Annotated in this window: 14 protein-coding genes; 8 read left to right on the forward strand and 6 right to left on the reverse strand. The window is 64.4% G+C overall.

Annotation, left to right across the window (positions count from 1 at the left end):
- The 3 genes from fumC to K1X15_RS18080 form a co-directional block, all read right to left on the reverse strand.
- Complete coding sequence (fumC, locus tag K1X15_RS18070) at positions 1–1401, reverse strand: class II fumarate hydratase (RefSeq protein ID WP_220304965.1); 1401 nt, start codon at positions 1399–1401, stop codon at positions 1–3.
- Between the two features lie 122 nt (positions 1402–1523).
- Positions 1524–1703 carry a 50S ribosomal protein L32 gene (gene rpmF, locus K1X15_RS18075; protein WP_220304966.1) on the reverse strand — a complete coding sequence of 60 codons (180 nt, stop codon included), beginning with the start codon at positions 1701–1703 and terminating at the stop codon, positions 1524–1526.
- A 138-nt stretch (positions 1704–1841) separates the two neighbouring features.
- Positions 1842–2552 carry a biosynthetic peptidoglycan transglycosylase gene (locus tag K1X15_RS18080; RefSeq protein WP_220304967.1) on the reverse strand — a complete coding sequence of 237 codons (711 nt, stop codon included), beginning with the start codon at positions 2550–2552 and terminating at the stop codon, positions 1842–1844.
- 193 nt (positions 2553–2745) lie between these two features.
- On the opposite strand from K1X15_RS18080, the gene K1X15_RS18085 reads away from it, so the two are divergent.
- The 6 genes from K1X15_RS18085 to K1X15_RS18110 all read left to right on the forward strand — a co-directional run bounded on the left by K1X15_RS18085 (position 2746) and on the right by K1X15_RS18110 (position 7322).
- Positions 2746–3648, forward strand: coding sequence for a polyprenyl synthetase family protein (locus K1X15_RS18085; protein WP_220304968.1), 903 nt, complete (start codon positions 2746–2748; stop codon positions 3646–3648).
- Between the two features lie 3 nt (positions 3649–3651).
- Positions 3652–4293, forward strand: a complete 642-nt coding sequence (locus tag K1X15_RS18090; protein ID WP_220304969.1) for an MOSC domain-containing protein — start codon at positions 3652–3654, stop codon at positions 4291–4293.
- Between the two features lie 70 nt (positions 4294–4363).
- The gene (locus K1X15_RS18095; protein ID WP_220304970.1) at positions 4364–4831 is read left to right on the forward strand and encodes a YbaK/EbsC family protein; all 468 of its coding nucleotides are present in this window, start codon (positions 4364–4366) and stop codon (positions 4829–4831) included.
- The gene (locus K1X15_RS18100; protein WP_240549551.1) at positions 4813–5451 is read left to right on the forward strand and encodes a class I SAM-dependent methyltransferase; all 639 of its coding nucleotides are present in this window, start codon (positions 4813–4815) and stop codon (positions 5449–5451) included. Before K1X15_RS18095 ends, K1X15_RS18100 begins: the two co-directional genes overlap by 19 nt.
- A 128-nt stretch (positions 5452–5579) precedes the next feature.
- Positions 5580–6017, forward strand: coding sequence for a PACE efflux transporter (locus tag K1X15_RS18105; protein WP_220304972.1), 438 nt, complete (start codon positions 5580–5582; stop codon positions 6015–6017).
- A gap of 126 nt (positions 6018–6143) precedes the next feature.
- The gene (locus K1X15_RS18110) at positions 6144–7322 is read left to right on the forward strand and encodes a GGDEF domain-containing protein (protein WP_220304973.1); all 1179 of its coding nucleotides are present in this window, start codon (positions 6144–6146) and stop codon (positions 7320–7322) included.
- 83 nt (positions 7323–7405) lie between these two features.
- On the opposite strand, the gene K1X15_RS18115 is transcribed toward K1X15_RS18110, so the two are convergent.
- On the reverse strand, positions 7406–8242 hold the full coding sequence (locus tag K1X15_RS18115; protein WP_220304974.1) for an SH3 domain-containing protein: 837 nt from the start codon (positions 8240–8242) through the stop codon (positions 7406–7408).
- Between the two features lie 132 nt (positions 8243–8374).
- Positions 8375–9616, reverse strand: coding sequence for a flavodoxin-dependent (E)-4-hydroxy-3-methylbut-2-enyl-diphosphate synthase (gene ispG, locus K1X15_RS18120; RefSeq protein ID WP_220304975.1), 1242 nt, complete (start codon positions 9614–9616; stop codon positions 8375–8377).
- Between the two features lie 96 nt (positions 9617–9712).
- Between ispG and K1X15_RS18125 the strand changes: the two genes are divergently transcribed.
- On the forward strand, positions 9713–10111 hold the full coding sequence (locus K1X15_RS18125) for an iron chaperone (RefSeq protein WP_220304976.1): 399 nt from the start codon (positions 9713–9715) through the stop codon (positions 10109–10111).
- A 73-nt stretch (positions 10112–10184) separates the two neighbouring features.
- On the forward strand, positions 10185–10478 hold the full coding sequence (locus K1X15_RS18130; RefSeq protein ID WP_220304977.1) for a YkvA family protein: 294 nt from the start codon (positions 10185–10187) through the stop codon (positions 10476–10478).
- 448 nt (positions 10479–10926) lie between these two features.
- Here the strand turns inward: K1X15_RS18130 and pyc are convergent, their stop codons facing one another.
- Entirely contained in the window at positions 10927–14367 is a 3441-nt protein-coding gene (pyc, locus tag K1X15_RS18135) for a pyruvate carboxylase (protein ID WP_220304978.1), read from the reverse strand.
- Positions 14368–14391 lie beyond the last annotated feature (24 nt).

Consider the following 14391-nt stretch of genomic DNA (forward strand, 5'->3'; position numbering starts at 1 on the left):
CTACTTCTTGAGCTTGAGCGGCCCGACCATCTGCTCCGGCTTCACTTCGGCATCGAATTCTTCCGCCGTCAGCAGGCCCAGCGCAATGGCGGTTTCTTTCAGGGTCGAACCGTTCTTGTGGGCCGTCTTGGCGATCTTGGCGGCATTGTCGTAGCCAATCTTGCGGTTGAGCGCGGTCACCAGCATCAGCGACTGGTCGACCAGCTGCTTGATACGCTTGCGATCGGGCTCGATGCCAATGGCGCAATTGTCGTTGAACGACTTTGCCGCATCGGCCAGCAGGCGCACCGACTGCAGGAAGTTGTAGGCAATGACAGGCTTGAAGACGTTGAGCTCGAAATTGCCCTGGCTTGCCGCAAAACCAATCGCGGCGTCATTGCCCATGACCTGGGCGACGACCATGGTCATGGCTTCGGACTGGGTCGGGTTGACCTTGCCCGGCATGATCGAGCTCCCCGGCTCGTTTTCCGGAATGGTGATTTCCCCGAGGCCCGACCGCGGACCCGAGGCCAGCCAGCGCACGTCATTGGCAATCTTCATGAAGGCCACGGCAAGCTGCTTGAGCGCGCCCGAAGTACCGACAAAGGCGTCGTGCCCGGCGAGCAGCGCGAACTTGTTCGGCCCGCTCTTGAAATCGCGACCGGTGAGCGCAGCAATCTCGGCGGCAACCGTGACGGCATAGTCGGGATGCGCGTTGAGCCCGGTGCCGACGGCGGTGCCGCCCAGCGCCAGTTCCTTCAATTGCGGCATGGTGGCCTTGATGGCGGCCAGCGCATAGTCAATCTGCGCCACCCAGCCCGAAATCTCCTGGCCCAGGGTCAACGGCGTCGCATCCTGCAGATGCGTGCGGCCGATCTTGACCACATCCATGAATTCTTCGGACTTGGCGTTGAGCGTATCGCGCAGCAGCATCACGCGCTCGTAGAGATAGCCCTCCACCGCCTCGACCGCCGCAATATGCATGGCGGTGGGATAGGTGTCGTTGGAGCTCTGGCTCATATTGACGTGGTCATTGGGATGCACGGGCTTTTTCGAGCCCATGGTGCCGCCGGCCATTTCAATGGCGCGGTTGGAAATGACCTCGTTGACATTCATGTTGGACTGGGTGCCCGAGCCGGTCTGCCAGACCACCAGCGGGAAGTGATCGCTGAGCTTGCCCGCGATCACCTCGTCGGCGGCCGCAACCACCAGGTCCCTTGTCTTTTCATCCATGAGCCCGAGCTTGTGATTGGCCAGCGCCGCCGCCTTCTTGAGGATACCGAAGGCGGTGATGATCTCGGTGGGCATCTTCTCCCCGCCGATATCGAAATTCATGAGGCTCCGGGCGGTCTGCGCGCCATAATATTTATCGTTCGGAACCTCGATCGTGCCCATGGTGTCCGATTCGACGCGCGTGCTCATCTGTGCCTCTGCTCCGGTTGGCCGCTTCTCGTGGCGGCGGGAAAAACAAAACGGCCGACCCTTTTGGGGGCCGGCCGTCGAAATATCAGAAAAAGCGCATCAGCGCCCGCTCGCCTTTCGGCTTACTTCTTTGCCGCGAGGATCTGGCGACCGCGATACATGCCGGTCTTGAGATCAACGTGATGCGGACGGCGCAGCTCACCCGAATCCTTGTCTTCGACATAGGTCGGGTTGGCGATTGCGTCGGCCGAACGGCGGAAGCCGCGCTTCATCGGCGAGGTCTTGCGTTTTGGCACTGCCATGGTCGGTACTCCGAATTCAAAATCGTTGCGCCGCCGAAAGCGGCCAGAGACACGTCTCTGTCAGGATTGGTGGGGTCTATAGAGGAGAACGAAAGGATTGGCTAGGGGATTCTTGCTCGGATTTCGGTTCTATCCTTCCTAGAGCGCCAATTGTCCATTGGTGCCCACGCAATTGGCCCGCTCGCCATATTGGCGGGCCCGGTTCTCCACGATTGCCGCGACGCGCAGCAGACCGGCAGTTGGCCGCGCCGGGTTGCGGACCACGGGATTGGGCAGGGTGACGGCGAGAAGGCTTGCCGTCTGCCAGTCGAGATTTTGCGGTTCGCGGCCAAAGGCGCGCAGCGACCCGGCGGCAACGCCGAACTCGCCCGCGGGCCCCCATTCGGCAATGTTGAGATAGATTTCCATGATCCGCTTCTTGGGCAGGACCAGGTCGATATAGAAGGCCAGGGGCACTTCGAGCGCCTTGCGCACCACGCTCTGCTGGTTCCACAGAAACAGGTTGCGCGTCACCTGCATGGTAAGGGTCGAGGCACCCCGTGTCTCGCGCCCGGCAAGATAGTTTTCGACCTCGTCCTTCAGCGCCGCCAGATCGACACCCCAGTGGCGGCAGAACTGGCCGTCTTCGGAAAGGATCACCGACGCCTTCAAGCGATCGGAAATCGCATCGATGTCGCGCCACTCCCGCGTGACCGTCTGGCCGGTGAGCAGGCGCGCCAGCATGGGCACCGAGACCGGTTGGACGACGAGGTAGAGCGGCGTCAGCACCAGCGGAATGGCGATCAATACGGCGAGGATACCGAGGGGAATGCGGACATACCGCCATAGGGTTTTCTTGCGCCGGGCCATGCCGGGTGTGTAACGGCAAGCTTGGACAAGGCCAAGACCCCCACCCTTGGTTCCTCCCCACAAGGGGGAGGGAGACGGTGAACACCGGTGCCCGCTCCTGCGCCTCCCTCCCCTTGATGGGGAATGAGGGTGGGGTGATCCAGGGCGGAATGAGGTATTGCTCCGCCCTCGTCGCCGGGCTAGCAACAGGCCCATGTATGACTTTTCCGCAGACAGCGCCGATTGCGCCCGGGCCATCGAGGCCGGGCTGTCCGACTATCTCTCCGGCGCGCGGCTCTCTGGCCCCGGCCCGGCGGCCGAGCGCGTGGTCGCCGCCATGCGGCATGGCAGTCTGGAAGGCGGCAAGCGCCTGCGCCCCCTCTTGGTGCGTCAGGCCGCGGCGATCTTTTCGGTGCCCCGGGAAGCCGCCCTCAATGCCGGGCTGGCCGTCGAAATGGTGCATTGCTACTCGCTGATCCATGACGATCTGCCCGCCATGGACGACGACGATCTCCGGCGCGGTCGCCCGACCGTGCACAAGGCCTATGACGAGGCCACCGCTATCCTCGCGGGCGATGCGCTGCTGACCCATGCCTTTGCCGTGCTGGCCGACCCTGCCTGCCACCCCAATGCCGAAACGCGGATACGCCTGGTGGCCGAGCTGGCAGCCGGCAGCGGCGCCGGCGGCATGGTGGGCGGACAGATGCGCGATATCGAGGGCGAGTTGGGCGGTTTTTCCGAGGGCGACATTGCCACCATGCAGGCCATGAAGACCGGCGCGCTGATCCGCGCCTCGGTGCGCCTGGGCGCGATTCTGGGCGGCGCCGATCCGCGGGCCTTGTCCGCGCTCACCGCCTATGCCGAGGCGGCCGGCCGCGCCTTCCAGCTGGCCGACGACATTCTCGACGTCACCGCTACCCCCGAGGCCATGGGCAAAGCGACCGGCAAGGATGCGGCCCTTGGCAAGCAGACCATCGTAGGCCGGCTGGGGATCGAGGGAGCTCGCGCCATGCTCGACGCAATTGTCAATGAAGCCCTTTCGGCCCTTCGCACGTTTGGACCCCGGGCCGACGGCCTGCGCGCCACCGCGCGTTTCTTTGCCAGCCGGGAGAAATAGGCCATGGCCATTCTGCAAAGCGTCAATATCGGCGAGCCCCGGCCCGTCCCTGCCAAGTCGACCATGACCGGCATCTACAAGGAACCCGTGCCCGACGCGGTGGAAGTGGCCATCACCAGGCAGGGCCTGGAGGGCGACGCCATCATCAATCGCAAGCACCATGGCGGCGTCGATCAGGCAGTCTATGTCTATTTCGCCGACGACTACGACTATTGGGCCACGGCCCTTGAGCGCGAGATGGTGCCCGGCACTTTTGGCGAGAACCTCACCATTGGCGGCGTCGAAGGCCGCAGCGTCTGCGTCGGCGACCGCTTCGAGATCGATGAGGTCGTGCTCGAAGTCACCTCCCACCGCACCCCCTGCAGCGTCTTTGCCGCCCGCATGGGCAATCCGGCCTGGGTGAAGCAGTTCTTCAAGGCCGGCCGGCCGGGCGCCTATTGCCGCGTCATCGAGCCGGGCACCGTGCGCACCGGCGAACCGGTGCTGCACATTCCCTTCGATGGCGACCGGATCACCGTCAGCCAGTTGCTGGCGCTGGAGGGCGAGCGGGAGATCGAGCCCGAACTGATGCAGCGCGTCCTCAAGACCCCTGTGCACTACAAGATGCGCGCCGACTATGAACAGCGGCTGGCCAAACTGTTGTGAGTGACCGCGTCCTCGCCAAAAAGCACCCTGCCCTGCCTGTGCTGAAAGCAATTGCCGAAAGACTTTCCTGATGAGCCTCGAGACCGTCCGCACCGACCTTGCCGCCCGCGCGCCCGACCTGGAGGTGATCGTCACCAGCGATTCCACCGCCACCGTGCAACTGGCCGCTTCGGTTCATAGCGTCGAGCCGGGGCAGATTGCCAAGACCCTCTGCATCCGGGTGAACGGCGAAGAGATCCTCCTGGTCACGCGCGGCGACGCCCGGCTGGACAACCAGAAATCGAAATCCGCCTTTGGCGGCCGGCCACGCATGCTCGGCGCCGAGGACGTGCTGCGCCTGACCAGCCACCAGGTGGGCGGGGTCTGCCCCTTCGGTCTGCCCGCGCCCTTGCCGATCTATCTCGACGCCTCGCTCAAGATCTATGATCTGGTCATACCGGCTGCCGGCGACACCCATTCCTCGGTGAAACTCACGGTCGAGCGCCTGTCCCAGCTCTGCGGCAACAGATGGGTGGATGCGTGCCAGATACCGGACTGAGCGGTCGGGCCCGGGCCTTTATCGGCGAGCGCCTGCCATTGACACCGCTGCCCTTCTTTCCCGAGATCGCCCTGCACATGCCCAGCCCGCAGAGCGGCCTGCATGGCTGGCTTGCCAGCGAAGGGTTGGAGGACACCCCGCCCTATTGGGCCTATGCCTGGGGCGGCGGCGCCGTGCTGGCCATGTATCTGCGCGACCATCCCGAACTGGTGAAAGGGCAATCGGTGCTCGATTTCGGGGCCGGGTCGGGCCTTGTCGGCATCGCCGCCAGCCGGGCGGGCGCAGCGCGGGTCTGGGCCATCGACACCGACCCGGTGGCCCAAATTGCCCTCGAGCTCAATGCGGCCGCCAATCACGCCGAGATCGCGCTCTGGGATGGACCGGGTCAACCCGAGAGCGACGTGGTCCTGGCCGGCGACATCTTTTACGACGCCGCGGTCGTCGCCCATACGCTGCCCATTCTGGCAGAGACGGCCCGGCGTGGCGCCAAGGTGCTGGTGGGCGACCCGTTCCGGCGCAGCCTGCCGCGTGATCGGCTGACGCTGCTGGCCGAATATGCCGTGCCCGACATGGGCGGCAGGGAGCCCGTCCGCTCCGGCGTGTTTGTCCTGCATCCCTAGAAAGGCGGATATGCCGGCAGGCGCTTGCCCGGCCCGGCGGGCAGCTCTATATCTTCCCGGCAAGCGAGGACGACCTCCCCCATTACGGGATCAGCGTTCGGGACGGCCCGGAACTGATGGAGCCTTCCATGCGCACCCCTGTCGACCGTATCCGCCACGCCATTGCCTTCGAGGTCATCGGCATCCTTCTGGCGACACCCTTGGGCGCCCTGGTCTTTCACCTGCATGCCGGCGACAGCGCCGTCATCGTCATCGGCAGCGCCAGCGTCGCCATGGCCTGGAACTATGTCTATAATCTCGGCTTCGACCATGCTCTCAAGGCGATGACCGGCACGACGCTCAAGTCCCTGCCCTGGCGCATCGCCCATGCGGTGCTGTTCGAAATCGGCCTCCTGCTGATGCTGATGCCGCTGATCGCGCTCTATCTGGGCATCACGCTCTGGGAGGCGCTGCTGATGGACCTGGCCTTCGCGCTTTTCTACATGGGCTATGCGCTGCTCTTCAACTGGGCCTATGACCGGGTGTTCCCCCTGCCCGAGTGGCAGGCGCAGGACGCCGCGCGATAGCGGCTGCGCCCGCGTGGGCGGGCCGGGCGCAGGCCGTCGCCGCCGCCTTTACGCGTTCGCAACGCTCCCGCTGATATGTTGGCGCCATGAATGTGGCCGGTCCGGCCGCTACGAGGCCCTCGAACCGTGCTCAACACCCACGCAGCAGCGCCCTATACCGGCTCCGGCACGGCGGGCGGAGAAGCCTGTGAGCGGCAGATGCAGCGCGGCTTTCGCTGGCTGCGCTTCGAGCCCGAACTCGAGGAACTCTACCGGCAACAGGTGATCACCCAGGCCCGGCGACCGGTGCTGGTCATCGTGGTGGCAGCGCTCACCATCTGGTCGGTCTTTGCCGTTTTCGATTTCGTCCGGCTCGATCTTTACGGACGCTGGCCGCCCGCCGCCGACATCTGGGTCCTGCTGGGCGCCCGCTGGGTGGTGCTGGGGCTGCTGGTATGCTGTCTCCTGCCGCAGATGCGGGCGCATGACCTGCTCGAGTGGAAGGCGCTGGGGGTCTATCTGCTGCTCTGCCTTGGCGTGGCGCTGACCTCGGCGATCTACAAGGCCAATGGCATAGCAGCGGCCGAGACGGCGCAGATCGTGGTGGTCATGGCGGCCTTCCTGCCCCTTGGCATGCGCTTCTACCAGGCGCTGGCGGGCAGCCTCGCCATGGTTGGCTTCACCGCCCTGGCCGGACTTGCGATCCTTCCCCAATCCCTGTGGCAGGGACAGGCGGCATTGCTGGCCGTGATGGCCATGGCCGTGCCGGTGGGCGCGGTGGGCAGTTATTTGCGCGAGCATGCCGACCGCCGCCAGTTCCTGCTCGGCGCCATCCTGCAGCACCAGGCCCAGTTCGACCCGCTGACCGACCTGGCCAACCGGCGCCTGTTCCAGCGCCACGCCAGCGCGGCCCTGGCCCATGCCGGCCGCACCGGCGACGGGCTGGTGCTGGCGGTGGTCGATATCGATCACTTCAAGGCCTTCAACGACCGCTTCGGCCACACCGCCGGGGACGAAGCCCTCCGACTGGTGGCCGAGGTGATCGGCGATGCCGCCCGCCGCCCCATGGATATGGCGGCCCGCCTGGGCGGCGAGGAATTCGCGCTGCTGCTCTACGGAACCGATCTTGACCAGGCCGGGCCCATTCTCGAGACCATGCGGCGGCGCATCGGCGACATCGTTCTCGCCGCCGACGGCAGCGTCACCATCAGCATCGGGGCCACGACCTGCAATGACGGCGAAGACCTCGAGGGGCTCTATGCCCGCGCCGACGCCCTGCTCTATGCCAGCAAGCGCGAGGGACGCGACAAGCTCACCCTGGGCTGACAACGTCCTCCCCACTCCAAAGCCTTCGACCGCGCACAGAAAAGCCAGCCGCGTGCGGCTGGCTTTCTTGAGGATCGCTACGATCAGCGGATGCGATAGGACGATATGATGTCGTTGTTCCGTCCACCAAGGCTCGACCGGCTGCGGTCCAGCACGGCGCAGCGCCCGTTGAAGTTATAGTCTTCACACACCTGCACCTGCGCGTCTCCGCGGACGCGGATGGACGAGATGCGGTCATTGAAATTGCCGAGGCTCGCATCGCGCTGCCCCGGACGGGCACAGAAGCTGGCGCCGCGATAATTGTCGTCCTCATAGAAGCAGACTTCGCCGCTGGGCCGGCCCGGACGCGGACGGAAATCGCCGCCATTGCCGATCGAGAACGAAAAGCCCGGCACGTTGAAGCTGAAATTGATGTCCGGCTCGTCATTCCGGCTATCATTGCTGCCACCGGCATTGCTGAGATAGCGGGCCGACACCCAGCCATCGGGGCCGCTGTGACTGATGCGGCACCAGCCGGACTGGCAGCGCTCGACCTGCACCCGTTCACCCCGATCGAGCACGTCGACCGCCCGATAGCCGGTGCCCGGGCCCGAGCGCACATTCAGAGCTACGGTTGCGCTTGCATTACCCGAGACGCTCGCTCCGGAATTGGAATTCTGCTGGCCGCCTCCGGCGCCACGATCGGTGAGATAGCGCGCTGAAACCCAACCGTCCGGACCGTTATGGCTGACGCGACACCAGCCGGACTGGCAGCGTTCGACATCGACACTCTCGCCCTCATAGAGCGCATCCACGACACGATAATTGGTGCCGGGTCCAGAACGCACATTGAGGGCGGCTGTGGACTGGGCGGCCTGAGCGGCCATAATCCCGACCAGGCTTGCGCCCAGCGCGATGCAAAGGGTTTTGGCGAGGTTCATGTTTTTTCCTCCTGGATTGATCCGCCCCGTGAAGGGCCAATCCCTCGCGTCCAGAAGGGTTCCTGCCTCACCAGACCGTGAGCGGCCTGTCGGCGTCTGCAGGTCAGGAGTTGCGCTGCTTTCGCGCCAGAATTATTCCGCCGCGCTCTGCTTCCCTGCGCCGAACTTGGCCTCGATATAGTCGGCGACCATGACCTTGAACTGCTCCGCGACATCGGCGCCGCGCAGGGTCGCGACCTTTTCGCCGTCGACAAAGACCGGGGCGGCCGGGGTCTCGCCGGTGCCGGGCAGCGAGATGCCGATATTGGCATGCTTGGATTCGCCCGGCCCGTTGACGATGCAGCCCATGACCGCCACCGACAGCGTCTCGACGCCTGGATAGCGCTCGCGCCATTCGGGCATGGAGGTGTTGAGATGGTCCTGGATGTCCTTGGCCAGCGTCTGGAAGGTGGTGGAGGTGGTGCGTCCGCAACCGGGGCACGCTGCCACCACCGGCAGGAACTGGCGGAAACCCATTGTCTGGAGCAATTCCTGCGCGACCTTGACCTCCGTCGTGCGATCGCCGCCCGGCTCAGGGGTGAGCGAAATGCGGATCGTGTCGCCGATGCCCTGCTGCAGGAGGATGCCCAGCGCCGCCGACGAGGCGACAATGCCCTTCGAGCCCATGCCCGCCTCGGTCAATCCCAGATGCAGGGCATAGTCGCAGCGCGCGGCCAGGTCCTGATAGACCGCGATCAGGTGCTGAACGTCGCTGACCTTGGTCGAAAGCAGGATCTTGTTGCGCGGCAAGCCGATCTCCTCGGCGCGGGCCGCCGAGAGCAGGGCCGACTGGATGATCGCCTCGCGCTGCACCGCCGCCGCCGAGATCGGCGCATCCGAAGCCGCGTTCTCGTCCATCAGCCGCGTCAGCAGTTCTTCGTCGAGCGATCCCCAATTGACCCCGATGCGCACCGGCTTGTCATATTTCAGCGCCAGCTCGATCAACGTGGTGAACTGGGTGTCCCGCTTGGCCTTGAAGCCGACATTGCCCGGATTGATGCGGTATTTCGCCAGCGCCTCGGCGCAGGCCGGATGGTCGGTGAGGAGCTTGTGGCCGATATAGTGGAAATCGCCCACCAGCGGCACGTCATAGCCCATGCTCAACAGGCGGTCGCGGATGATCGGCACCGCAGCGGCGCTCTCGTCGCGGTCGACGGTGATGCGCACGATTTCCGAGCCGGCCCGGGCCAGTTGCATGACCTGGCGGACGGTCGCGTCGATATCGGCGGTGTCGGTATTGGTCATGGACTGCACGACCACGGGGGCGCCGCCGCCCACCATGACGCCGCCCACATTGACGCCCACCGATTGCCTGCGCGCTGAAGGACCCGCCATGTGCAAACCTCTTTGTTCCAGTGCCCCCGAGATAGGACTTCCATTTGACGCTGGCAACTGAACAATAGCGTGACGCCCTGGGTAAGGAGGACGCCCATGCCCGAACAAGACCAGGCCAGCGCTAGTATCGACGCCTATATTGCGGGCCTGTCACCGCCCTTCCAGGATGCGATCGCGCATCTGCGCCAGACCATCCGCGCCGCCGCCCTCGAGGCCGAGGAGATCATCACCTATGGTATGCCGGGCATCGGCTTCCATGGCCCGGTGGTGAGCTATTGCGCCTTCAAGAAGCACTGTTCGCTCTTTCCCATGGGCAATGCCGTCTTCACAGGCATGGAAGAGGAGATCGCACCCTGGCGCACCTCCAAGGGCACGCTGCAGTTTCCGCCCGACGCCCTGCCCCCGGACGACCTGATCGCCCGCATCGTTAAGGCGCGGCTGGCCGAGAACCTGGCCAAGGCCGAAGCGCGCAAGGCCGCAAGGCGCAAGACGTGAGGCGGCAAGGCCGGCCTCACAAATGTGATCCCGCCAATCTTGAACCAGGCTAGGCCGGGGCCATCTATGGATCATGATGACCATGCTCCTCTCCCGCCTCGTCCTTTTCCGCAAGGAAGTCGTTCAGCTCTGGAAAGCCTTCTGGGCACCGGAGACGCCTGTCCACTTGAAGGCCGCAACGCTGTTTGTCGCCTTCTATCTGGTGAACCCGTTCGACGTGCTGCCCGACTTCATCCCGCTTCTCGGCTGGGTGGACGACATCGTGCTGGTGCCGCTGATGGTGAGCTGGATCGTCAGCCGGCTGCCGGTGCCGGCCTATGCCGGCCAGCGGGGCAAGACGGTGGACGGCAAGGCCCGCCGCCGCTGAGGCTAAAGCGCCGCGCCCCGATCGACTGAACAATCGTAGCTTTCCGCTAGGCACTCGAATGTTTGGTCAGCAAAGGCAAAGATGAAGTGGCGAAAGCGTTCATAATTGGCTGACCCGTGGCCAGGATGGATTGAATTCCCCTCGACCACCGATCGTAGCCAACCCGAATTGCTCACTTCAAAAACGCCACAGTACCCCAAGCCATGATCCATTAGTGGATGGGCCTGCCGAGCTTCGTCATTCGGCCACCCCAAATGATGAAGCAAACAACCTTTGAATGTGACAGTCGCCCGGTCCGTGCCTCCGTCCGCGTTGTACGCAAGCTCCGTGCCGCTACTATCGCAGACCAGGCGCAACGCAGCATCACCCCCCGAGGGGGTCGGAAGGTCAGAAACCTCCGCAACCCTCACGCGTGGATCGACCGGGTAGAAGGTCACCCAGAACCCCTCTACTCCAGCCGCACTAGCAGGTCCTTGGCGTCGATCTGGTCGCCCGGCTTGATCAGCAGTTCCGCCACCGTGCCATCGGCTTCGGCATGGATGGCGGTTTCCATCTTCATGGCTTCAATCGAGCAGAGCACGTCGCCGGCCTTGACCACCTGGCCCTCCTTGACCGCCAGGGTCGAGATGACGCCCGGCATGGGGGCGCCGACCTGTTTCGGATCGCCCGCAGCCGCCTTCGCGCGGACCTTGACGTCGCCGGCCTTGAGCCGATCCGGCACCACGATGGTGCGCGGCTGCCCGTTGAGATCAAAGAAGCAGCGCACCTCGCCCTTTTCATTGGTCGGCGCGCGGCCCTGATAGGTGACGACCAGCGTCTTGCCCTTTTCGATATCGACCAGCAGTTCATCGCCTTCATTGAGCCCATAGAAATAGACCGGCGTAGGCAGCACTTCGGTGGGGCCATAGCGATCCTGGGTCTTTTCGAAATCCGAATAGACCTTTGGATACATGAGGTATGACGCGAGCCGGTAATCATCGACCGGCTGCCCCACCTCTTCGGCGATCTTCTTGCGCTCGGCCTCGAGGTCGACATCCTTCAAATAGGAGCCGGGCCGCTCGGTCAGCGCCTGCTTGCCCTTGAGCACCTTCTTCTGCAGCGCCTGCGGGAAGCCGCCCGGCGGCTGGCCGAGATCGCCGGCAAAGAAACCCACCACCGAGTCGGGGAAGGCAATGTCCTTGTCCGGATTCTCGACATCGGCGCGGGTAATGCCGGCCGAGACCATGGCCAGGGCCATGTCGCCGACCACCTTGGACGAGGGCGTCACCTTGACGATATCGCCGAACATCTGGTTGACGTCGGCATAGGTCTGCGCGACCTCGTGCCAGCGGGTCTCCAGACCCAGCGAGCGCGCCTGCTCCTTGAGATTGGTGAACTGCCCGCCCGGCATTTCGTGCAGATAGACTTCCGAAGCACCGCCCTTGAGATCGCTCTCAAAGGCCCGGTACTGGGTGCGCACGGCCTCCCAATAGAAGGAAATCTGGCGGATCGCCTTGGCGTCGAGTTCCGGATCGCGATCGGTATCGGCCATGGCCGCAACCAAGGAACCCAGCGTCGGCTGCGAGGTGGTGCCCGAGAGCGCATCCATCGCCGCGTCCACCGCATCGACCCCGGCATCGACCGCCGCCAGCACGGTCGCCGCAGCAGCCCCCGAAGTGTCGTGGGTATGCAGGTGGATCGGCAGGCCGATTTCCTGCTTGAGCGTCGAAATCAGCTTCTTGGCCGCGGCAGGCTTCAGCAGGCCCGCCATATCCTTGATGCCCAGCACATGGGCGCCGGCTTCTTCCAGCTCGCGGGCCAGGGCAACATAATATTTGAGGTCATATTTGGACCGGTCAGGGTCCAGCATGTCGCCGGTATAGCAGACCACGCCCTCGCAGACCTTGTTGGCCTCGATCACCGCGTCCATCGAGACGCGCATGTTCTCGACCCAGTTGAGGCAGTCAAAGACCCGGAAGATGTCGACGCCGCCCTTGGCCGCCTGGGCGACGAAGAACTTGACCACATTGTCCGGGTAATTGGTGTAGCCCACCCCATTGGAGCCGCGCAGCAGCATCTGGGTGAGGATATTGGGCGCCCCGGCGCGCACCTTGGCGAGGCGCTCCCACGGGTCCTCGTTGAGGAAGCGCATGGAAACGTCGAAGGTCGCCCCACCCCAGCATTCGAGGCTGAAGAGGTTCGGCAACCCGCGGCTATAGGCCTGGGCAATGCGGGTGATGTCGAACGAACGCATGCGCGTGGCCAGCAGCGACTGGTGCGCGTCGCGCATGGTGGTGTCGGTGAATAGGACGCGATTCTGGTCCTTCATCCATTTCGCCAGCCCGGCCGGGCCGTCACGATCGAGCACCTGGCGGCTGCCCTCGACCACCGCGAGCGGCGGGAATTCCGGCACGATCGGTGCGGCGGCATCGGCGGGCGGGCGCGGCCGGTCGCGGACCTCCGGATGCCCGTTCACGGTCACGTCGGCGATGTAGCTCAGAAGCTTGGTCGCGCGGTCCTTGCGCGGCTTGAAGTTGAAGAGATCAGGCGTCGTGTCGATGAAGCGCGTGGTGTAGCGGTTCTCGAGGAAGTCGGGATGGGTGATGATGTTTTCGAGGAAGGCCAGATTGGTCGCCACGCCGCGAATACGGAACTCGCGCAGGGCGCGATGCATGCGGGCAATGGCCTCGTCAGCCGAGGGCGCCCAGCAGGTGACCTTTTCCAGCAACGGATCATAATAGCGGGTGATGACCGCGCCAGAATAGGCCGTACCGCCATCGAGGCGCACACCGAAGCCGGTGGCCCCGCGATAGGCGGTGATGCGGCCATAGTCGGGAATGAAATTCTGTTCCGGGTCCTCGGTGGTCACCCGGCACTGGATGGCATTGCCGTTGAGCTTGATGTCTTCCTGCCTCGGCACGCCCGATTCCGGCGTGCCGATCACGGCGCCGTCGAGCAGGTGAATCTGCGCCTTGACGATGTCGATGCCCGTCACTTCCTCGGTGACGGTATGTTCCACCTGGATGCGCGGGTTCACTTCGATGAAGTAGAACTTGTCGGTATCGGCATCCATGAGGAATTCGACCGTGCCGGCACCGCGATAGTTCGCCGCCTGCCCGAGGCGCACCGCGGCGTCGGTCAGATCCTTGCGGACCTTGTCGCTGAGATAGGGTGCAGGCGCGCGCTCCACCACCTTCTGGTTGCGGCGCTGCACCGAACAGTCGCGCTCGAACAGATGCACGAGGTTGCCGTGATCGTCGCCGATCAGCTGCACTTCCACATGCCGGGCGCGCTCGATCAGCTTTTCGAGATACATCTCGTCCTTGCCGAAGGCCGCCTTGGCCTCGCGCTTGCCTTCGCTGACTTCGTGAACCAGCGTCGATTCATCCATGATCCGGCGCATGCCGCGCCCGCCGCCGCCCCAGCTGGCCTTGAGCATGAGCGGATAGCCGATCTCGGCGGCCATCTTCTTGACCGCGTCCATGTCGTCGGGCAGCGCTTCGGTGGCGGGGACCACCGGCACGTTCGAGGCAATGGCCATGTTGCGCGCGGCAACCTTGTTGCCAAGATCGCGCATGGTCTGGGCCCGCGGGCCGATGAAGATGATGCCGGCATCCTCGCAGGCATCGACGAATTCCGGGCTTTCCGAGAGCAGGCCATAGCCGGGATGGATGGCATCGGCGCCCGAGATGCGTGCGATGCGGATATATTCGTCGATCTGGAGATAGGCTTCGACCGGGCCCTTGCCCTTGCCGATCAGATAGGCCTCGTCGGCCTTGAACCGGTGCAGGGCCAGCTTGTCTTCTTCGGCATAGGCCGCCACGGTCTTGAGGCCAAGTTCATTGGCGGCGCGGAAGACGCGAATGGCGATTTCGCTGCGATTGGCGACGAGAATTTTCTTGATGGGCATCGATGTCCGTTCCGAGCAGGAGGG

The organism is Devosia salina (genome assembly GCF_019504385.1).
Taxonomy (GTDB): domain Bacteria; phylum Pseudomonadota; class Alphaproteobacteria; order Rhizobiales; family Devosiaceae; genus Devosia; species Devosia salina.

Excerpts from the sequence above, each read along its gene's own strand:
- fumC (WP_220304965.1), bottom strand. The coding sequence starts at position 1,401 with ATGAGCACGCGCGTCGAATCGGACACCATGGGCACGATCGAGGTTCCG.
- rpmF (WP_220304966.1), bottom strand. The coding sequence starts at position 1,703 with ATGGCAGTGCCAAAACGCAAGACCTCGCCGATGAAGCGCGGCTTCCGC.
- K1X15_RS18080 (WP_220304967.1), bottom strand. The coding sequence starts at position 2,552 with ATGGCCCGGCGCAAGAAAACCCTATGGCGGTATGTCCGCATTCCCCTC.
- K1X15_RS18085 (WP_220304968.1), top strand. The coding sequence starts at position 2,746 with ATGTATGACTTTTCCGCAGACAGCGCCGATTGCGCCCGGGCCATCGAG.
- K1X15_RS18090 (WP_220304969.1), top strand. The coding sequence starts at position 3,652 with ATGGCCATTCTGCAAAGCGTCAATATCGGCGAGCCCCGGCCCGTCCCT.
- K1X15_RS18095 (WP_220304970.1), top strand. The coding sequence starts at position 4,364 with ATGAGCCTCGAGACCGTCCGCACCGACCTTGCCGCCCGCGCGCCCGAC.
- K1X15_RS18105 (WP_220304972.1), top strand. The coding sequence starts at position 5,580 with ATGCGCACCCCTGTCGACCGTATCCGCCACGCCATTGCCTTCGAGGTC.
- K1X15_RS18115 (WP_220304974.1), bottom strand. The coding sequence starts at position 8,242 with ATGAACCTCGCCAAAACCCTTTGCATCGCGCTGGGCGCAAGCCTGGTC.
- ispG (WP_220304975.1), bottom strand. The coding sequence starts at position 9,616 with ATGGCGGGTCCTTCAGCGCGCAGGCAATCGGTGGGCGTCAATGTGGGC.
- K1X15_RS18125 (WP_220304976.1), top strand. The coding sequence starts at position 9,713 with ATGCCCGAACAAGACCAGGCCAGCGCTAGTATCGACGCCTATATTGCG.
- K1X15_RS18130 (WP_220304977.1), top strand. The coding sequence starts at position 10,185 with ATGATGACCATGCTCCTCTCCCGCCTCGTCCTTTTCCGCAAGGAAGTC.
- pyc (WP_220304978.1), bottom strand. The coding sequence starts at position 14,367 with ATGCCCATCAAGAAAATTCTCGTCGCCAATCGCAGCGAAATCGCCATT.